At 36.1% G+C, this 20,029-nt stretch carries 22 protein-coding genes and 1 pseudogene; 20 read left to right on the top strand and 3 right to left on the bottom strand.

All coding sequences use genetic code 11. The features are described 5' to 3' along the window. Nucleotides 1-198: 198 nt before the first annotated feature. From QSJ81_RS11735 to QSJ81_RS11710, 6 genes and pseudogenes are all read left to right on the top strand, one after another. Entirely contained in the window at nucleotides 199-618 is a 420-nt protein-coding gene (locus QSJ81_RS11735) for a hypothetical protein (protein ID WP_285717576.1), read from the top strand. A gap of 232 nt (nucleotides 619-850) precedes the next feature. Continuing rightward, entirely contained in the window at nucleotides 851-1,846 is a 996-nt protein-coding gene (locus tag QSJ81_RS11730) for an amidohydrolase family protein (protein ID WP_285717575.1), read from the top strand. Nucleotides 1,847-3,480: 1,634 nt separating this feature from the next. Beyond that, the gene (locus QSJ81_RS11725) at nucleotides 3,481-3,735 is read left to right on the top strand and encodes a GlsB/YeaQ/YmgE family stress response membrane protein (protein ID WP_285717574.1); all 255 of its coding nucleotides are present in this window, start codon (nucleotides 3,481-3,483) and stop codon (nucleotides 3,733-3,735) included. A 143-nt stretch (nucleotides 3,736-3,878) separates the two neighbouring features. After that, nucleotides 3,879-4,043 (top strand): hypothetical protein, encoded by a 165-nt coding sequence (locus QSJ81_RS11720; protein ID WP_285717573.1) that lies wholly within the window; start codon nucleotides 3,879-3,881, stop codon nucleotides 4,041-4,043. A gap of 145 nt (nucleotides 4,044-4,188) precedes the next feature. Beyond that, nucleotides 4,189-4,317: pseudogene (locus QSJ81_RS11715) on the top strand (GlsB/YeaQ/YmgE family stress response membrane protein); the annotation flags it as partial. A 645-nt stretch (nucleotides 4,318-4,962) separates the two neighbouring features. Continuing rightward, nucleotides 4,963-6,219 carry a GNAT family N-acetyltransferase gene (locus QSJ81_RS11710; RefSeq protein WP_285717572.1) on the top strand — a complete coding sequence of 419 codons (1,257 nt, stop codon included), beginning with the start codon at nucleotides 4,963-4,965 and terminating at the stop codon, nucleotides 6,217-6,219. 159 nt (nucleotides 6,220-6,378) lie between these two features. On the opposite strand, the gene QSJ81_RS11705 is transcribed toward QSJ81_RS11710, so the two are convergent. Continuing rightward, entirely contained in the window at nucleotides 6,379-7,311 is a 933-nt protein-coding gene (locus QSJ81_RS11705) for a DNA/RNA non-specific endonuclease (protein ID WP_285717571.1), read from the bottom strand. Between the two features lie 201 nt (nucleotides 7,312-7,512). On the opposite strand from QSJ81_RS11705, the gene QSJ81_RS11700 reads away from it, so the two are divergent. From QSJ81_RS11700 to QSJ81_RS11665, 8 genes are all read left to right on the top strand, one after another. Further along, nucleotides 7,513-7,788 (top strand): hypothetical protein, encoded by a 276-nt coding sequence (locus tag QSJ81_RS11700; protein ID WP_285717570.1) that lies wholly within the window; start codon nucleotides 7,513-7,515, stop codon nucleotides 7,786-7,788. Between the two features lie 26 nt (nucleotides 7,789-7,814). Further along, nucleotides 7,815-8,942 (top strand): glycoside hydrolase family 99-like domain-containing protein, encoded by a 1,128-nt coding sequence (locus tag QSJ81_RS11695; protein WP_285717569.1) that lies wholly within the window; start codon nucleotides 7,815-7,817, stop codon nucleotides 8,940-8,942. Nucleotides 8,943-9,169: 227 nt separating this feature from the next. Then, nucleotides 9,170-9,322, top strand: a complete 153-nt coding sequence (locus tag QSJ81_RS11690; protein ID WP_285717568.1) for a hypothetical protein — start codon at nucleotides 9,170-9,172, stop codon at nucleotides 9,320-9,322. 183 nt (nucleotides 9,323-9,505) lie between these two features. Continuing rightward, complete coding sequence (locus QSJ81_RS11685; RefSeq protein ID WP_285717567.1) at nucleotides 9,506-9,649, top strand: hypothetical protein; 144 nt, start codon at nucleotides 9,506-9,508, stop codon at nucleotides 9,647-9,649. 26 nt (nucleotides 9,650-9,675) lie between these two features. Continuing rightward, complete coding sequence (locus QSJ81_RS11680; protein WP_285717566.1) at nucleotides 9,676-10,521, top strand: aldo/keto reductase; 846 nt, start codon at nucleotides 9,676-9,678, stop codon at nucleotides 10,519-10,521. A 377-nt stretch (nucleotides 10,522-10,898) separates the two neighbouring features. Further along, nucleotides 10,899-11,429: a 3D domain-containing protein gene (locus QSJ81_RS11675; protein ID WP_285717565.1), complete on the top strand. Its 531-nt coding sequence runs from the start codon at nucleotides 10,899-10,901 to the stop codon at nucleotides 11,427-11,429. Nucleotides 11,430-12,232: 803 nt separating this feature from the next. After that, nucleotides 12,233-12,367 carry a hypothetical protein gene (locus tag QSJ81_RS11670; RefSeq protein WP_285717564.1) on the top strand — a complete coding sequence of 45 codons (135 nt, stop codon included), beginning with the start codon at nucleotides 12,233-12,235 and terminating at the stop codon, nucleotides 12,365-12,367. Nucleotides 12,368-12,836: 469 nt separating this feature from the next. Next, nucleotides 12,837-13,634 carry a YfaZ family outer membrane protein gene (locus tag QSJ81_RS11665; protein ID WP_285717563.1) on the top strand — a complete coding sequence of 266 codons (798 nt, stop codon included), beginning with the start codon at nucleotides 12,837-12,839 and terminating at the stop codon, nucleotides 13,632-13,634. 563 nt (nucleotides 13,635-14,197) lie between these two features. On the opposite strand, the gene QSJ81_RS11660 is transcribed toward QSJ81_RS11665, so the two are convergent. Next, nucleotides 14,198-14,404, bottom strand: coding sequence for a DUF1657 domain-containing protein (locus QSJ81_RS11660; RefSeq protein ID WP_285717562.1), 207 nt, complete (start codon nucleotides 14,402-14,404; stop codon nucleotides 14,198-14,200). Nucleotides 14,405-14,763: 359 nt separating this feature from the next. Between QSJ81_RS11660 and QSJ81_RS11655 the strand changes: the two genes are divergently transcribed. The 3 genes from QSJ81_RS11655 (at nucleotide 14,764) to QSJ81_RS11645 (ending at nucleotide 15,786) form a co-directional block, all read left to right on the top strand. Beyond that, the gene (locus QSJ81_RS11655) at nucleotides 14,764-15,081 is read left to right on the top strand and encodes a DnaJ family domain-containing protein (protein WP_285717561.1); all 318 of its coding nucleotides are present in this window, start codon (nucleotides 14,764-14,766) and stop codon (nucleotides 15,079-15,081) included. Between the two features lie 364 nt (nucleotides 15,082-15,445). Beyond that, nucleotides 15,446-15,697: a hypothetical protein gene (locus QSJ81_RS11650; protein ID WP_285717560.1), complete on the top strand. Its 252-nt coding sequence runs from the start codon at nucleotides 15,446-15,448 to the stop codon at nucleotides 15,695-15,697. Continuing rightward, nucleotides 15,670-15,786: a single stranded DNA-binding domain-containing protein gene (locus tag QSJ81_RS11645; protein ID WP_285717559.1), complete on the top strand. Its 117-nt coding sequence runs from the start codon at nucleotides 15,670-15,672 to the stop codon at nucleotides 15,784-15,786. The genes QSJ81_RS11650 and QSJ81_RS11645 overlap by 28 nt, the downstream gene beginning before the upstream one ends. A 172-nt stretch (nucleotides 15,787-15,958) precedes the next feature. Here QSJ81_RS11645 and QSJ81_RS11640 read toward each other — a convergent pair whose 3' ends face one another. Then, nucleotides 15,959-16,462 (bottom strand): hypothetical protein, encoded by a 504-nt coding sequence (locus QSJ81_RS11640; RefSeq protein WP_285717558.1) that lies wholly within the window; start codon nucleotides 16,460-16,462, stop codon nucleotides 15,959-15,961. Between the two features lie 522 nt (nucleotides 16,463-16,984). On the opposite strand from QSJ81_RS11640, the gene arsD reads away from it, so the two are divergent. The 3 genes from arsD to arsA all read left to right on the top strand — a co-directional run bounded on the left by arsD (nucleotide 16,985) and on the right by arsA (nucleotide 19,680). Next, nucleotides 16,985-17,356: an arsenite efflux transporter metallochaperone ArsD gene (gene arsD / locus QSJ81_RS11635; RefSeq protein ID WP_285717557.1), complete on the top strand. Its 372-nt coding sequence runs from the start codon at nucleotides 16,985-16,987 to the stop codon at nucleotides 17,354-17,356. A gap of 133 nt (nucleotides 17,357-17,489) precedes the next feature. Beyond that, nucleotides 17,490-17,624 carry a hypothetical protein gene (locus QSJ81_RS11630; protein ID WP_285717556.1) on the top strand — a complete coding sequence of 45 codons (135 nt, stop codon included), beginning with the start codon at nucleotides 17,490-17,492 and terminating at the stop codon, nucleotides 17,622-17,624. A gap of 304 nt (nucleotides 17,625-17,928) precedes the next feature. Then, complete coding sequence (arsA, locus tag QSJ81_RS11625) at nucleotides 17,929-19,680, top strand: arsenical pump-driving ATPase (protein ID WP_285717555.1); 1,752 nt, start codon at nucleotides 17,929-17,931, stop codon at nucleotides 19,678-19,680. Nucleotides 19,681-20,029 lie beyond the last annotated feature (349 nt).

Below are 20,029 nucleotides of genomic sequence, written 5' to 3'. Positions count from 1 at the left end.
ATTTCCACCTTATACGTATCATATAGTCGCCATAGACTCATAAGAATATGAAAAATATATATAATCTCATCCTCGTTTAGCGCAATATTATAGAACTTTACTAACTCGTAATATTTTTATTAATACACTTTATTTCAATGTAATACACTTTATTAAGTTGCTTTTTGAGCTATTCAGTGAGCTATTCAAGGACGGTCCTTGATTTATGTCCGAAGCATACCTTTGCATTTATTAGTCGACCAAGTGCATGATGAAAAAACTTTTCTAATTTTTCTTAAAGCATTAATGGACGGCCGAATAGATGAGGTAGAAAAGGAAAAAATTAGTCTATCATCACCATATGGGGCCGGAGCTAATGGTTGGCAAAATGATACGATAGAAGGGTTTTTAGAAGCTGCAATTGCGTGGGCGGAGGATTCTAAACGAGGAATCGGAGATGTTGAGAGTGGAACTAATGCATCCGAAAAGATTGTTCTTATTTTATACATGGGAAAATGTATGAGTAAAGAGACAAAGACAGCTCGAGCGTTATACATCCCTTTTGACCACACAACAGCAGTTGGCCTGCCGTACAGCCATACAAGAAATATAACGATCTGCCCGCCGACTACTTGCTGAAGTAAAATCTAGCAGGAGTTCTTTGTTCTTTATGGAATATTATAGCTTGTTGTATATGATGATATAGAACAACTCAATAGAACAATCACAACAAATGTTACTACAGCAGAATCACTGAAAGTCTACTTTCGCAATAATCGTCCCAATATTTGCACGAGGAATGAGAGGTACAAATATTGGGTATTCGAATATGTATTTTATATTAAACACAGATAGGAAGGATTATTGATTTATGGATAGTATTGGTAGATCTTATGGAAGCAATACTTTAAAATATCCAATAGCTGATGCACATCTTCATTATGTTGATTTCACCCAGAATACTGAAGGTGTAGATAAACTTATAAATTGTATGGATAGTGCTGGTGTAACTGATTGTGCAATGTTTGGATTGCCAGTAACCAAGATTTGGGGAGAATATGAGTCGAAGCAACCAAGTTCGTCTATGGACGCGGAAACAAGAATGTACTTTGATGGAAAAACGGACTATATAATAGCTTCAGCTTATCTGAATGCCCATCCAGATCATCAGAAGAGGTTACATCCTTTTATTTGTGGTATCAATGGATTGGATAAAAACTCACTTGATCATGTTAAAAGATTAATTCAGACCTATCCAGGAATTTGGAAAGGCATAGGTGAATTATTTGCGTATCATGATTCCATTAGCTACATGACTGCAGGTGACATTCCAAGACCAGACAGCAGTGCATTTATGGAGATATATGATTTTGCGGGAAGATATGGTATGCCAGTATTAATTCATTCTAATATTACAAGTGGAAAAAATCCTAACCCTATTTATTTAGAACGGGTTATGCAGGCGGTCAAATTAAACCCTCAGACTAATTTTATATGGGCGCACATTGGCATATCTAACACAAATAACATTCCAAATTTATATAAAATTATCAGTAGAGAGCTTAAAGAAAATTCCAATCTCAATGTAGACATTTCCTGGGTCATTTATGATAAGCATATTAGATATGGAAATAAAATAAAGAAAGATTGGGTGTCTGTTATTGAGGAACACCCCGACAGATTCATAATTGGTACTGATGTGGTGGGAAAATTTGAATCTCGATATGTAAATGCTATAAAAAAATATGACATTCTTTTGGAGCAACTAACTAGTGAAACTACATATAATATTTGCTATGGTAATTTCATGAAACTTCTCCCCAAAACAGGTATATTTTTAAATGAAAAAGACCAAATAATCATATAGCATATATCGTATGCTCAAATAAAAAGTACAAGTCCAGCTAGATTCCCTCAAATACGGAATGTAGATTTATAATCCGAAACGGTGAAGTCACCCGAATCGATATACGTCAGAGTATCCGGCTGGAGAAAAAAGAATAATTGGCTGACTGAAGAACGGAAGCCGGCACTACCTGATTGTCAGGAGTGTCGGCATTTATATTTTGTGGGGGGCTTGAAAATTAATGAAGAACTAATTTAAAATCACAGCTAAGGCGGCTGTAAATGCCGCTATCCAATTATCTTGCACAGCAGAGTCAGAAAGAAAAAAATCCCGCCATGATAAAGATTATTTAAGAGGGGTATCATAGAAAAATGGAAAGAGGTTAATAAAGGGCTTTTTTTACATAAAAAAGGTCATAGAATTATCTACTTACTCATAACTATTATTAAAGCATATTGTATTTTAAAAGTGAAAAAAAGTTCAGTTGGTATTATATGGGATTGCGGGTATTTGCTATACGTGAATATTTTACTTAAATACCATATTATGGTAATATATAAGTGTAACCCTTGTAATATATCTCTAAAATTACATTAGGAGGTGGGTTCATGGGGTAGTGGATTATGATAGGATACTAACATTAATCGCGACCCTCTTGGGAATACTAACAATGAGTATTGGTTTTTATGAGAAAATAAGAAGAAAAAGAAGACCTACAATAAGACGGAGAACCTATATTAGAAGCTAAGCTTGTGTGCTCTTTTTTAGATAAAAGACGTATGGTAAATATTGGATATGTCAATACTGTAAACTAACTAGACTATTATTAACTAATGCGCATATTATAATGTTGGAGGTGTAGCTATGATTTTTTATTTAACCTTGCTAAATATAACTTTGATAGGGGTAAATAACCTAGTAACTTCTTGGTACGTAAGTATACCAAATATAGTAGTTTCGGTTATTATTATTACATTGGCTACCAAGAACTTATATAATAAGTTTGTTAGTGATTAAATACGAAGATATGTTATGCGCAAAACATTCTAAATAGGGAGCACTGCAAAAGTATCTAAAGAAGTTTAGAAATTTTGGGGCCTAACACTCAAGCATCCTTCGGGGTGCTTTTTTTATACTTAGATCAAAAACCTTTGGATTAGTTGCTTGAGAATAATAAATTAATGTGCTCGGAAATTTAGGTTGATTCCGATAGGGCTGCAAAGGAATTTTTATTATTTAAAATTAATAAGAATATTTAGACACCGCCAAGAATATTCAGATAATATCACTGCGATTTAGTAAGTAAGAATTGATAGGTGGGATATAATGGTAAATTGGTGGTGGATTCCTATAGCAGCATGGGTAGGCTTTTTTTTGGGGATGTTAGTAGTAAGCCTATGTACTGTGTGTAAAAATAAAGATATCGAAGGATAATACGTAAATAGATTAACTAATAAAAAATAGTTATTGAAAAAATCAAAAGCACTGTCTTACCTTAAATGATAAGGCAGTGCTTTATCAGTTTACAAGCAATATTTAATATTTTTAATTTACACAATTGTGCCTTTTAACGGAATATACTTTTAAATTTACAATGATTATCAAAAAGTATATATTTACCTCAACGATAATATTTTAGTTCGGAAGGAATGATTATGATGGCGAATACATATTGCGAGCCAGCAGATAAAGAAAGTAATACGAAGATTCGGCGGAAGGCTGGCAAGATTTCTCGAAACGATAGTTTCGGTGGTATATGGGGAGATTTAGGGGCGGCTATTATAGGTTCTTTTATTGGTGGATTTTTATTTAATGTTACGGATATCTTTGTGTATGGCACAATAGAATCGATACTGTCAAGTACTATGGGAGCTATTATACTTCTTTGGGCCATACGCATGTTTCGTTAAGCAGAGCTGGTACATAAGAAAGAATGAAACGGCTCATGTAACTGAATAAAAGCCGCCTACCGAATTGGTGGAAGCTTTATTGTTGTCATCGAATTGTCATATTTTTCCTGTATTATAAGTCTGAAAGAAGGAGGGGATAATATATGAGCTATGTCAATAGTGATGGTTCAGATGGTCGCTCCAGTGATGGTTACGAACGTGACAATATAAAAGAAAAAGAATGGCGTAGTCATCCTATTGTAATTTTTGCTGGAATACTAGTGCTGTACACCGCTAGTAGTTCGATTATTACATTATTTAATTTATAGGTGGCAATCGTAAGTTTTCATCAAAAATACGATGATTTTATTTTTAACGAAAAATGACTAATCAGTCACATTCTCGTTGTATAAAATGGTAAATATATGGAGAGCTTACAAGCATCACTCATGAAAGGATGATGGATATTTATTTAATCTCATAGGTATGCCCGCAAATGGTACGATAGGATCAATAATTCCAAGTACTATAGGAGCCATTATCTTTCTATGGATTCTGCGGATGTTTTCTAACGTAACACCTGCCGCACATAAGAAAGAATGAATTTTCCATCTTCGTTTACCTTTAATTAGGTGAGTGGTTATGAAGATGCACCGTCTTACCTTAATTGGTAGGGCGTTTTTTTATTAGTTACTAAATTGCTTTTAACATAAAAATAACAAAAACGCTACAATTATTTGACATATTTAATGTATGATAATCTTAAGGACAATTCATGGAGATGTAAGTACCTCTCCCTTTTGATTCTCCCCATGCCTTTCTCAGCTAAAAGAACCAGCGACTCAATGTTGCTGGTTCTTTTAGCGTTGACCTTTGCTACTTGGATTTCTATTGGTAGAATCTGTTTGTTACATGCTACTTGATTTTTACTAATCTTGACTCTACAACCAATACGAACATATATTTGCGTTGGGGACCGGAATATGAGTAACTCATATATTGGAGGCATAGACAATAGAAATGTTAGTACATCAAGGGAGTTTTCTTTTTGTTTGTGGATGCAATACTTACTTGAAGTGCCAACATTAAGAGTCTATTGAATTACGGGGAGTAGCGATGGTAAATATATCAAGAGTCGCCTACCTAATTATACAACAATTAGCAGGAGTTCTTTGTTTGTTCTGGAATATATAACCAAAAATACTGTCCTGTATTTTGATTCTACTGAAGGGAAGTGGTGATAGACAAATGAGTATGATTAGGTTACTTACTGAGCATGAAATAGCTGATTTTGTCAGCATAGCATTTAATGCGTACCCTAAAGCATTTGATCCCTGTGAAGAGAATAGAAGGAAAATCATCAAAAAGTTCACGGGCATCCAGACTTCAAATCCGTCGCAAAACTTTTATGGCCTATATCGTGATGAACAGATGTTAGGTGGAATGCAGCTTCATAATTTTATTATGAAGCTTTTATCCATTAAAATCCCTGTGGGCGGTGTAGGAACAGTAGCTGTAGATTTTTTACATAAGAAAGAAAACGTATGTAAAGAACTAATAACCTATTTTTTAAACCATTATCGGGATAAGGGATATGGTATGGTTGCCTTATACCCCTTTCGCCCCGACTTTTATAAAAAAATGGGGTTTGGCTATGGTCCAAAAATGAATCGCTATAAAACAAAACCTACCTTCTTGTCTGCGGAAAGTACGGATAGGCAGGAGATGTTCTATCTAAGCAGAGAGGGTATTAATGACATGGTGGAATGCCATAATCGTTTGGCGGATGCAACACATGGCATGATTGAAAAGACTGCTACTATGTTTGAAAAAATATTTGATGATCCAGAAAACAGAGTGGTTGGCTATAAGCAAGATGGTAAGCTACGTGCTTATTGTGTGTATCGTTTTGTGAGCGATGATAATAAGCGGATTCTGATCTATGACATGTATATTGATGAAATCATTTATGAAAATGCACATACACTAAAAATTTTATTGGCTTTCCTTCGTAGTCAAGCTGACCAAGTGAGAGAAATCATCATCGATACTCATGATGAATATTTTCATTATCTACTCAGCGATCCTCGCAATGGTTCAAGTAATTTCCTAGGCACATTATCCCATGAAAGTAATCTTCAAGGATTGGGTATTATGTACCGGGTGATTAATGTGAAAAAGATATTTGAAAGCTTATGCAACCATAACTTCGGCGGACAAAACTGTAAAATGAAATTGTCGATTAGCGATGATTTCCTAGCTAGCAATAATACTAGTATAACCATTCAATTTCAGGAAGGAATTGCTGAGATTAAAGAGAGCGAGGACTATGAGGTGGAAGTATCTTTTGATATTTCCGAGTTTTCTTCATTGATAATGGGGACGATTAATTTTAATACACTACATAGCTATGGACTGGCTAAAATATCTAACAAAGAATACATAGGGATTATCAATAAAATATTTATGGTGGATCAAAAACCAAAATGTACTGTGAGATTTTAATATAATAGCCACCACTAATTCACATCAAGATTTTTAAGCATAGTGCTAAATAATAGTAAGGCACTACACAACCGATACTGACCTTCCATCGATTGCCATAGGTATCTACCGAAAACCGGTCGCAATTGGGGCTTATACTCTGGTATAGAGGTTTCTGCATCAGAGTACGATATCTGAAGAAGTATTAATAACATGAGCGATTGTAGTTTCAGCCCGCCTTGCAACGAATATTTGATTAAGTATGAACGGATCATGATTTCGCAAATCGCCAAAATCTAGTCCTGTTAAATTCTCGATATTGGTGATAGCTACTTGATAAGTTTTATAACTTCCGAATGCAAACTCAAAGTCCATGATTAGGCTTCTTTGGGTTTGCAAATAGGCTGTTGCGGACAGATTACCATCATCTTTAATCATAACAACTATTTTCCAAAACTCGGCGGGAATTTTAATTTCACGATATACCATATCATCCGTACGGAAGACTGGTCCAGTGAACACGTTTACCTTAAGATTAAAAGCATCAGCGTTTTTCAAAATATACTCCTCTAAGTCTAGCCACGTTTTTTGATTTAAATCCTTATGCTGCGGAGAGCAATTTGTGAAATGAAAAGTGTCTTTATTTGCTTTTTGTGCAAGTTCTCCCCAGACTGGATCGAGTCTACGCACAAGATGTCCTCGGTCAAAATCATTGTTGTCATACAATTCAGGACCACATTGGTATATGCGGTCAAGTCGAGGATCAAAGTACCACTTTTCTGCGTTACGCTGAAGATCCACGAGTTGTTCTCCATTAATATTAACCGCCGTATAATACGCTAAGCGCCGCGATCTGCTCATTACAATAGAAAAATGGGTATAATTTAGCACTGTATTACCAGTTGTTAACGGGGCAATATCCTGTTCCAGATCGGATCGTAATTTAGGGAGAGGTACTGCATAATTGTTGCCAAGAAAGGTAGCATCATAACCAGTTAAGCTTTCGTACCATTCATTATCTAGATGGCCGATCATTATCTGACTAGATCTAGTAAAGACACTATCAAGGTTATTTTTATTTTTAAGAAAATTATGATATGAGATGACTGACAATTGTTAGCCCTCCTTTCAAGTGGAAATATATGTATTGAATTTATTATAATTATATCTCTAATTTAAACGCAGCGATAGGGTTGCTAAGTAAATATCTATACTTAGCTATACCTTTAAGTAGAGGTTTCAATCGAAGTTTTGTATTATGCTAAGTATAGCTATTTAACGATACATTAATTTAACAAAGTGGGAAATATAGCTATGAGCATTTACAAATTACCTTTAGGTACAAAAGTACCGGAATTTGATGAAATTCCTAACAAAGACGACATAGAAGAGATAACTGAAAATAGAAACGCAGCGAATATTATTGAGGGTTATGGACTAGGAGAAGTTAAGGATGAAAATTTTACACATTATGCTGAGATTAATGTAAATGCACATAAAATTTGGGATTTATTTGTGAGCTTGTCAAATATACTAATTGCCGATATAGCTTATGGGGTAGTAGGATTTAAGATGGGTTTGAGTGAATAAAATATTTCTGTAAGGAATTTTTGATTATGAAAAATTTAAGATATGGGTTTATCGGGTTGCTGCTAACCTGCTTATTGGCCTTAGTTGTAACGACGGGGGCAGAGGCTTATCAGATTGGCGTTTATTATTTTCCCGGATGGAAGGATAATCAGCTGGTTGCTCCTAATAAGCAGCCGTGGGAAATGATTAAAAAGTATCCGGACCGCAAGCCGCTACTCGGCTGGTATGATGAAGGCGCGGATAACGTAATGCAACAAGAAATTGATTGGATGCAGCAATTTGGAATTACTTTTGTAGCTTTTGACTGGTACTTTACGTCAGACCATCAGGTTCGGCTCAATCATGCTTTGGAGGCATATCTAAGGGCACCAAACCGTACTAAACTGAAATTTTCGCTGCTATGGGCTAACCACACGCATTATCCTAAAAGTCTCAGTGATTGGGATGCGATGGTGGAGTATTGGCTGCAGAATTACTTAATGCAGCCTGAATATCTCCAAATCAATGGCCAGCCGGTGGTTTTTGTATTTTCGGCAAACGCACTTGCGAGTGATGCGGGGAAGTTCGGCAAAACCGCCCAAGAACTTATCGGCCGAGCGCAAGAGTCTGCCAGACATGTCGGCTTACAGGGAATTTACTTTGTCGCATGTACCGGAGCCGCTGGGCCGATGCTGACTTCTGCTAAAGAAGCAGGGTATTCAGCCTTTTCAGCCTATAACTATCACCAAGGACCGCGGGATGTCGCCCAGTCTCACACCTATGTCGAATTAGACGACGCTTATCAAAGACATTGGGATACTTTTGCCCAAAAAGGCAATCTGCCACTGATTGTGCCATTGACATCCGGTTGGGATCGGCGTCCTTGGGGCGGTAGCAAAGATCCTTTGCATGATAACTGCTTAAGCACTCCTACGGAATTTCGGAAACATCTCTTAGCCGCCAAATGGTTTATGGATGCGCATCCTATGCCTGACAAGCAAAAGATTGGTATTATTTGTGCATGGAATGAATATGGTGAAGGCTCTTTCATTGCGCCGACCGAACATAACCGCTTCGCTTATTTGGAACAAATTCGGAGTGTTTTTGGCCGGTACAGATTCGTGGGTAATGATAATAGGAGAACTGTAATCACTGGTGACGGCGAAAAACTATAAGAAAGACACAGCCTATCTATCATTGGAGTAATGCTGTGCCTTTACGTACTCATATTTTACATATTGTTGCAAAATATGGTTTTTTTCTCAAGGAATGGCAGGGAAAAATGATTTTTAAGAGAAGATAAAAAGTTGATCACTGGCTTTTCAACCGTCTCTTCAAAAGAGGTAACGGTCGAATAGTCACCTTAGGGCGGTGTGAATATTGGTGAAGGAGGGATGTTTTTATGACAGAGGATAAGAAAAAACAAGAAATTCTTGCGACAAAAGATGGCTGGATTGTAGGTGGTAAGAAGTACCCTAAAGAGCAGCCACCGCCGGAAGCTGTGCAGGAATTGGTAAAAGCGATTCAGGGATTGCTGAAAAAAGATTTACATTAAATAATGGGACAAGGGATGTCTTTTTGCATTGATGTTTTCTAAAAATGAATTTCGTCGTTTAACCTAATACGGAGAGGTGTATCGAGTCAAACGACGAAATTTAGTGATTAAATGTAAAAAAGTAGCAGGAAGTAGTGACATATGAATAGAAAATAACCATAGCTTACCTAAAGGGGGGGGGCTATGGTTATTTTTTATAAGCAATATTTCAATGGAGAAAATGTATTGCTGGAACAAAAACTATCCCTGGATGTGGTGGGAAATGTATTCACGGAATTAAAGAATAGCGAGCTAGACAAACAGCATCCAGGGGTGCCAATAAAATAAAATTATCATAAAAAGGAGTGTCTGTCATGATGGATAAAACAATTTCAAAAGTATTGCTAAACGATGGTCTTGAAGTCCCTGCCATTGGCTTTGGAACTTATCAGTTAAATGGTGCGGATGGAGTGAATGCGATTAAAAATGCAATTGACATAGGCTATCGATTGCTTGATACCGCATTTAACTATGAAAATGAGGGAGCGGTAGGTGAAGCTGTTCGTCAAAGCTCAATACCAAGAGAAGAATTGTTGATTTGCTCCAAGCTGCCGGGACGCCATCATGCTTACCAGGAAGCGATACAAACGATTCAAGAGTCACTCTATAGAGGGGGTTTGGAATATTATGATCTATATTTGATTCACTGGCCAAATCCCAGAGTGAATTTGTATGTTGAGGCCTGGCAGGCTTTAATAGAGGCTAAAAAGCAAGGATTAATTCGGTCCATTGGTGTTTGCAACTTTTTACCGGAGCATATTGACCGATTAATAAAAGAAACCGATGTAAAGCCTAGTATCAACCAAATTGAGCTTTACCCTTATTTTAATCAGGAAGAACAGCGTCTTTGGCACACGGAGCAGGGCATCGTAACAGAATCCTGGAGCCCTCTAGGGCGGGGTAATAGTGTATTGGAAAATAAAAAAATTGTTGACATTGCCAAAGCGTATCGAAAATCTACCTCTCAAGTGATTTTGCGTTGGCATATACAGTCTGGAGCAATTCCGATTCCAAAAGCATCTTCACAAAAACATCAGCGTGATAATTTAGATATTTTTGATTTTCAATTGACAGAAGAAGAAATGAGCGTCATTTCCGGACTCACCACTGAAACAGGACGCACTTATAATCAAGACCCGAGGACCCACGAAGAGTTTTAAAATATTTATAAACTCGGACATAATCTTTTGGTGAGTCAAACTTAGTAGATCTCACGCAGGAGTGAGATAGGAGATAGCTCCATTTAAATTTTGCCGTTTGACCCGATATGGAGAACCGCATCATTGGTAACGGTGATAAACAATAAGAACAATAAGAAAGACACAGCCTATTCATTAATAGAACAAGGCTGTTTTTTCTTTTACTTACATTTTTACATATTATTGCAAAATATGATATTTTAGTTGTAGATGGTAAGGGCAAATAGTTACCTTGATGGACTCTAACGGGAATGAGAAAATTTATCCATTGATACCGCTTCCACTTTACCGATATAATATAAGCTAAGCCTTAATATATCATTTGAAGGAGTGATAGGATGAGACTAAAATTGACTATTGGCACGATTATAATAGCCTTAATACTTGGCGTTGGCATCAACTACAAAACAATCATTGATCAAAAGCAAGCGGATGAAGCGCGAATAGCACAAATAACGTCTGAGGCCCAAGTGAATCAGCAAAAGGTTGAGGACATGCAAAAAGACATAGCAATTTTAAGGCGTGAGCTGGCGGTCCAGCGTGACGTCTACCCAACTAGCCGTGGTGGGCACCGGGTGGCTCGCTACGTAGACGGCGCACAGGTGACTTGGTACAACGATATAGGTAAAACAGCATCAGGCACAACAGCTACTTCGGGCAGGACTGTAGCCGTTGACCCGGACGTAGTTCCACTAGGTTCAGAGGTGGAGATTGTTATGCCTGACGGCAGAGTGTTTCGGCGTATCGCTGAAGATACCGGAGGGGCAGTTAAGGGGAAGGTGTTTGACGTTTATATAGACGCTTCAGACGAAGAACTATATGATCTAGGACGCACCCATGGGGTGAGAGTATTTGTTCTTGATAGGTAGGATGGATCATGGACTTCGGCGAATACTAAAAGTCATAGAAGCAAATGCATGAGGGAGCAAATCCCGGAAAAACATGAACTAATTCTTTAAAAGAAAGCCCTGAATGGTTGGCTAAAGAATTCAAGGCACTTAACTTCTGATCGGTAATTTTAAAGTCTGTTGCTACTTTTTGCACCGTCTTACTTTTAATTAGTATGGCGGTGTTTTTTTATTTTAATCACATAGTCTTTGTCAGTTACATAAAATGTATTTATTTAGGAGGAATTGTATGTTAGTTTTATATGGCTTAGTTGGTACTGGTATAGTTGCTATGTGTCTACTTGTTATCATGTTTTTTCGGTTGCCGGAATAATTTTGCCGCCTTGCTCTTAATTGAGCGAGGCGGCAAAATTATTTGCCTAAAATATTATCAAACTGTCATAAATTTGTAATAATTCTACTATATACTAAATAGCAGAGATAGATATATTTGATTATTTTAAAATGTAAAGAGGTGCTTTATGGATAATATAAAAGAAAAAGAATGGCGTAGTCATCCTATTGTAATTTTTGCTGGAATACTAGTGTTGTACACTGCTAGTAACTCGATTATTACATTATTTAATGTATAGGCAGTATACTCGTAATTTTCATCAAATAAGATGATTTTATTTTTGATATGAAATGACTAATCAGTCACAATGTTGTCATACCTCTATCATAAGGAATTAGGGAAATATAACGAAAAAATAAATACATATGCAATAAGTATCTAAATAAGCATTTTATAATTTTAGTGATTAACAAATAGAAGGTGAGATAAAATGGTCAGTTGGTGGTGGATTCCTGTAGCGGTATGGGTAGGTTGTTTTTGGGGGATGTTAATAATAAGCATGTGTACAATAAATAAAGAGCTTAAAGAAAAGATTGAAAAAGATAATACATCAACAATTTGTTAATAAAATAGAGTGAGAAGCTGCTTTCCTCTTAATTGAGTAAGGCGGTTTTTTTTTGTACTGTATTCTACTAAAGTCACTTTTCCGTAACTGATAAAAACTAATAATCTTGAGCAGGTAGCTTTATACAAAGTTACAGGCACATTGACCAAGGCAAAAGATATCCTAAATAGTGTATTGAATCACGGGGAGTAGCACTAGTAAATATTTCAAGAGTTGTCGGACGACTTATTATTTTACGAAAGTCAATCGGATAGAAGTAGGGAAGAGGTCAAGAAAATTAATGAATTTCCAAAGAAAGCAATAAGCACTATTTTGGTGATAAAGGAGTCAGCATAAAAACATGAAATGCTGAAAAATATCAAAACAGGACTCTTGTCCTCCTATTATCCGACAAATGTCTACTTTATTCTCCAAATTTACAGTGTTATAATAAGGCAAATTATATATAATTTTTAGAGGAGATGTGCAGATGACTGTGAAGAATTTATCTAAGAAATTGCTTGTAAGTTTAGCAGTATCAACTTCATTTTTGGCAATAGGTGGAAATGTGTCTGCAAATGAAGTTATCAAGGACGACAGTCACATAACTGTTGAGGCTCGTTATTTCAAGCCTGGTTTAAATTTGAAAGTAAAGTCTGATAGTATTGACTATAATGGTGGCTCGGTCGACTTTAAGAACGATTTAGGTATTGCCGACAAGAATGTGATGGAATACCGAGTTCAATTCGGGGATGGCTTACGTTTATCGTATAGTAATTTCAATTATAGTGGACATTCTACTTTATCTCAAAATTTAAGTTACGAAGGAAATACATATACAGCAAGTACTCCTATTGATTCAAACTTAGGAATTAAATATGCAAGAGCTACATGGTTTAAAACACTTTCTAAATCAGATGTCTCAAATACCAAACTTCTCTTTGATGTAAAAGGCTTCGAATTTAATACTAAGGTAAGTGGTGATATTTCTGGTTCAACAACGTCTACAGAAAAAACATTCCGTGGTGCAATCCCTACGATTGGCCTTGCTACCAATATTAAAATTGATAAAAATATCAATGCATTTGGTGAGATAACTGGACTGCCTTTAGGAAAATACGGACATATTTATGACTACGAAGCAGGAATTAGATACAATGTTGACAAAAACGTAGTTATAAACGCAGGTTATCGCTCAATTGACTTAAAAATTAAAGACTCTGGAAATGGAGATAATGTCCAACTTAAACTTTCTGGTCCATTTTTTAACGCACAATATAAGTTTTAATTTACTAAAGCCTCGACTGTGATGGTCGGGGCCTTCGTATTATTGCTCAACTTAAACGCAAAATAAACCTGTTAATAAGCGAAGAGGTAGAAGCTTGTGTTGTTAATAATGAAAACTATTGCCAATGCTGTTCGCGCATAAGCATAAGTGCTAACTAATGGTAAGGCAACCCAGACCTTAGATCGCATGGAATTGTCAACAAAAACAAGACGCGAAGCTAAGTGGATTTTATGAATTCAACTCCTCAAATTGGGTAGGGGAAAGATACCCAAGAGAAGAATGCATCCTCTTAGTGAATTTGAAGGGCAAGTTAGTAGATGTTCTTATTTTGCAATACGAGGGACAAAAATATGCGTGCATTTCGGTAACAACGATTCGACATGTCCAAGATATATTTTTAATGGCAAACTTTAAAAAAAAAGCAGTCCATAAACTGGCAAATTCATGATAGAGCATTGCGCGTGGGATGCCAACATGAACGTCCACGTTATCAATCCTTTATTTTTAAGAATATAGAGACTCGCGAATGAGGGGTAGTTATCCACACTACCCCTCATTCCTTATTAGTTTTCTTGATTATTTAATTGATTCTGTTGTACAACCTCAAGGCGACTATTGAGCTGACTGATGTGTTGGTCCATATCTTGTGCCATTTGGGTAAACATTTGTTTAGAAGTTTGATCATCAGTGGATTGTACAAAGGTAGCATATGTACCTTTAGCAGATTCAGCAGCAGCAACAGCTTTTTGCAAATCTTTTTGTACTGTCATGAATATTACCTCCTTAAGTAATCTATTGTAAAATTCTCTATAGTATTGTGTGGAATGTGCTATTTTTTATAACTGGAAGTTATAGGAGGATTAAGTATCATTGCTTCAAACGTCTTGGTAAAACTCGACCTTAAAGAAATATCTACATTATATTTAGTTGAAAATGAAATTCGTCAATTACTACTTAACTTGGTACGAAATGGTGTGGAAGCCATGCCAGCAGGGGGCGAACTAATTATATGTACAGATTCTGTTGACTTATTACATAATAAGGAATAATCTTCTATTTAAGGATGATACTTATTTAGAAAGATATAAATTTGGATTAATAGATGGATTATCATGTTTTGGAGGTTAGCGTGAATAACGGAATTAGTAGGATAATCGAACGAAATATAAAAAAAGCAATGGAGAAAGGTTCTTTTGATGACTTGCCTGGTAAAGGTAAACCCCAGCAACTGACCGATCTAAGATTCATTCCCCCAGAGCAACGGGCAGCGTTCTTAGCTCTAAAAAATTCGGGTTCCCTCCCGCCAGAGATGGAGTTGCGCAAAGAAATAGCCAATTTAGAAGAGCAGTTGCAATCTGCCAAAGAAGAAGATAAGCCGATTATAAATAAAAAAATTGCGGAAAATAAAATGTTTTATGATGTTATAATGGAGCGTCGAAAACGGTAGAGCTGATACCAAGCGCGTCATGGGACAGGGCACTGGGATATGGGGTTACTTTTATGAAGCTGTAGCATTGAGATATTTTCCAACTTGAATGGTGGCTAGGAAAATCCTTCTAATTTATATTAAATTAGAAGGATTTTTCCCATTTGAAGATTTCCCAGGTGGAATACAATGTGTTGGCAGCTTGTATTCAACAACTGATGAAATCGACATAAGCAATGGACCTCAGAGTTAGTATTTACTCCAAGAAGAATAATCTGGGCAAAAGTAGTTGAGTATGATCAGACCCAACAGCAAGTAACGGTACTACAGACAAAGAAAGAGCAACAGACCAATTTGCAAGCTAAGAAATCCATTAAAAGTTGAATTGTCAGGAGTCGAAACCAACCTAAAGAAGACCTTAGATGAAATTATAAAACTTAAAGCAATATTAGCAGATCGCTCAATACTCGAGATAGCTGCAGCTGAATATAAGCAAGCAGTAGAGGAACTTGTCAGTATAGCCGTAGCCACGTTCAGCGTGGCTACGGCTATACTGGCTTTGGTAAGAATAAACGAACTGATTATGTACCTATTATTTCCTGGGAAAAAATGGCAGGAACATGCGGTAATAATCTGACTAGAGGTCGTCGTATCTTGGTAGAAGGACGGTTACATTATTATGCTATTTGTGAAGGTGATGGGGGCGGGGTTAGATATTGTAGCTGAACGGTGAGAGTAAATTAAAATGGCTGCTCAAAAGAACAGCCATTAAGAAGAAAATGAATTCAAAACCATGAAGTGACGCACACATAATATAGTATGATTCGCCATTCGGATAAGTGATTAAAGTTGTTACAAAGCTGTTACTATACTTTAATATAACTTTTTATCGCTTAATCTACTTGAAAAATCCAAGCTTCGCATAAGTATAGAATGCTCCAGCAAGCATTGCACCCCCTATAATTAAGGCAACCGTACATGACTGATCTGGCATATATAATCCCTCCAATTGTTCATAACAAGTACTCTTTATAGTGTATTCAGTATTTACTAGAATGTTAACTTGAATAGATAAGTAACATAAAAGCAAAAAGAAAAAGCTCGAAAGCTTTTTCTTCAAAACCTTGTAACAATGGACGTTAACGGCGTGGGAAACATGATTGCCTAGGGAAACATGATTGCCTAGGGAAGCAAAATTGCCTAGGGAAACAAAATTGCCTAGGGAAACAAAATTGCCTAGGGAAGCAAAATTGCCTAGGGAAGCAAAATTGCCTAGGGAAGCAAAATTGCCTAGGGAAACAAAACTGCCTAGGGAAACAAAACTGCCTAGGAGAGCAGACAAAACCAACGCCAACAAATTGTCGACCACCTTCTTCCCTGAAATCATCTTTCCAATCTTCAATTTCAGGGCCCTCCCAATTATGATCCATATTGTAGCATCACCTCCAAAATTACCAGCACATCCATAATACATAATATGTAAAATATGAAATAAGGGTGATTACTAATTTAGTAGGGGCGACAAAAAAGCTCTCAAAGAAATACATTTTTTGCTCCTTAAATACGATGTCAAATCGAGTATCGGTGATACCCAGATTAACTAATTATAAACTGGCTCATAACTTGACAAAGCACAGTATATGTCATATGCTTAAAAATGAATATAAGAATATGATTTATGTAGAAATACTAGAAATTAGTATGGTTAGTATTATAACATTATTGAATGAAGATCTTGAAAAGCATCTTCAATATCAACATGATGTAGCTAAGCTTAGAATGTATCGGAGTAGAACAATGAATGTAGTCCAATTCCAACGCTTATGGAAAACACAGGTGCTTAACACCTATTTATAAAAAGGTATGATTACATTTGCATGTAATCATATTTCTACAGTGTAATGAATAAAAGGGGGAAATAGAAATGAGTAAAATTGAAATTTATGATCCAGCGATGTGTTGTGCAACAGGAATTTGTGGTCCTGGGATTGATCAGGAACTTCTAAGGGTAGCTACTATCATTAATAATCTTACTAAAAAGGGTATTTCAATCACTCGATATGGTCTTTCTAATGAGCCCCAAGCATTTATCGATAATAAGAAAGTTAATGAATATTTAATGAAAGAAGAAGTTGAAGTATTACCTATTACAATCGTAGATGGAGATGTAGTTAAAACCAAGGCATATCCAACCGATGATGAATTTGCTCAATGGTCAGGACTATCTAAAGAAGAATTTACAACAATTGCTCCAAATAAAAATAATGGATGTTGCTGTGATGGTGGATGTTGTTAATAAGAAGGTAAAGTGATAGATAATAAACTAAACAGATCCCGATAGCCTTCGAGACTATCGGGATCTGTTTAGCTTATTATCTTAAAACAATTTGATGGGGAGCTACTAAGAGGATGTTAGTAGGGGGAATATTGTGAATACATGTATTGACGTAGCCCAAATCAGAACAAATGCGGAAGCTTATTACCGTAATGATGATTTTTATTGCTCAGAGGGGAAGAACAGTCTTATAGTTGAAAAATACATGCATCTGAGGATAGATGTATAATAGAAATAGGTATTAAGGGGGGGATTGATAGTTTCGCTATAGTTGCGAAGACGATACTTGTGGCATGTCCTATAATGATCGGGTTAGAGTGCAGGATAACGTTGACAATATGTGAGGAAGGGTATATGATTGAAATTGAATATAGTAATATTGTGTTTATCAATCAGCAAGTAGCAAAATTCTTGTGGAATATTACATAGTTAACAGAGACATAGTAAGTAATCATTCTTTAATAAAACGTGTATATCTGCATGCTGATGAATGTTGTGTTGGCGGATGCTGCTGTTAAAAAGGAGGATATTACATGTATAAAACATTTAATCCCGATAATATTAGATTGACCAAGTATTTATTTTTCACTGGTAAAGGCGGGGTTGGGAAAACTTCAACCGCTTGTGCGACAGCAATTACTTTGGCTGATCAAGGGAAAAAAGTATTATTAGTTAGTACCGATCCAGCTTCAAATTTACAAGATGTATTTGGTATTGAGCTTACTAGCAAAGGTACTCCAATTCGAGAGGTGCCTAATCTTGTAGTAGTAAATCTAAATCCAGAAGAAGCAGCTAAGGAATATAAAGAATCAGTTATTGCGCCTTATCGAGGTAAGCTTCCACCAAGTGTTTTGAAAAATATGGAAGAGCAACTTTCAGGATCATGTACAGTGGAAATTGCGGCTTTTAATGAGTTTTCTAATTTTATCACAGATGAGAGAACACAACAGGAATACAATCATATCTTATTTGATACAGCGCCAACAGGTCATACCTTACGCATGTTACAACTACCATCAGCATGGAGTAATTTTATTAGTGAAAGTACACATGGAGCCTCTTGTTTAGGTCAATTGTCTGGCTTGGAAAGCAAGAAAGAAATATATATAAATGCTGTTAACACCTTAGCTGATAGTAAAATGACAACACTAGTCTTAATTTCTCGGCCTGAATTTTCTCCATTACAGGAAGCAGAACGGGCCTCTAATGAACTGAGAGAACTTGGAGTTAATAATCAATTATTAGTTATTAATGGTATACTTGAATTGGATATTAGCAATGATGAAATAGCAGACAAACTATATGCGAAACAACAAGGGGCGTTACAGAATATACCTGAATCTTTACACCATATTCAGACATATAAAATTCCACTACGTTCTTATAATGTAACAGGAATTAAAAAAATAAGAATGCTGTTAAAAGAAGATTATTTGGAAGCCCAAGAGTATAAATTGAATAAAGCAGAATTACCTAAAATAAAAGCTTTGGTTGAGGAACTTTATTCATCCAAGAAAAGAGTAATATTTACTATGGGTAAAGGTGGAGTCGGAAAAACCACCTTAGCAGCAGCTATCGCCATAGGTCTTGCTGCTAAAGGTGTAAAAGTACATTTAACAACTACCGATCCAGCTGACCATCTGAAGTTTGTCGTAGAAGAAGGTCGTGGCATTACATTAAGTAAGATTGATGAGAAGGAGGAGCTTCGTAAATATAAAGAAGTAGTTTTGGCAACAGCAAGAGAAAATATGAAGGAGGAAGACATTGCATATGTAGAAGAAGACCTTCGCTCTCCCTGCACCCAGGAAATAGCTGTATTCCGTGCTTTTGCTGAAATTGTAGATAAGGCAGACGATGAAATAGTAGTGATCGATACCGCACCTACTGGCCATACCTTATTACTATTAGATGCAACACAAAGTTATCATAAAGAAATTCAAAGGTCTCAAGGAGATATCCCACAATCGGTCAAGAATCTATTACCAAGATTACGAGATGAAAAAGAAACAGAAGTTGTAATTGTAACACTCCCAGAAGCCACTCCTGTATATGAAGCAATGAGATTACAAGTTGATTTAGAAAGAGCAGGAATTACTAACAAATGGTGGGTTATTAATTCAAGCTTACTTATGACGAATACCCAAAGTCCATTATTGAAGACGAAATCGTTAAGTGAAATTCCATGGATTAATAAAGTGGATGAAATTTCTCAAGGTAATTTTGCTGTAATACCGTGGAAAGGCGAAGAAATTAAAGGTGAAGAGTTAGCTGCATTAATTAAATAATAAGATTGAAAATTGCTTGGTAGGCGGAGTTAAAACTAAGGATGATCAAGTTTCGATTTTGATCATCTTTTTTATTTAAAGGCTTAGACAATCATGCAATGTCAGCTGAACCTAGCTGAGAAATAGGCGGAACAATACATTGGATGTGGGCATATAATAAAATTAGGTGGGCAAGGCTATTAAAGCACTATTAGTTCTTCTGAATAAATTGACAGTAAAGTCTTTTTTTATAATGAATATGATTATATGAGAATATGAGCTTATAATCATATTCATTATAAGAATGATGCTGTTCTTAAACCATTGCCAATCTAAAGGCAGGTATGGACCCTGTTGTGCTTCACAAAAA

Source organism: Pelosinus sp. IPA-1 (assembly GCF_030269905.1).
In the GTDB taxonomy this organism is placed as follows: Bacteria; Bacillota; Negativicutes; order DSM-13327; family DSM-13327; genus Pelosinus.
The sequence above is the reverse complement of the archived record's forward strand: the minus strand, read 5'-3'. Positions and strand labels throughout refer to the sequence as shown.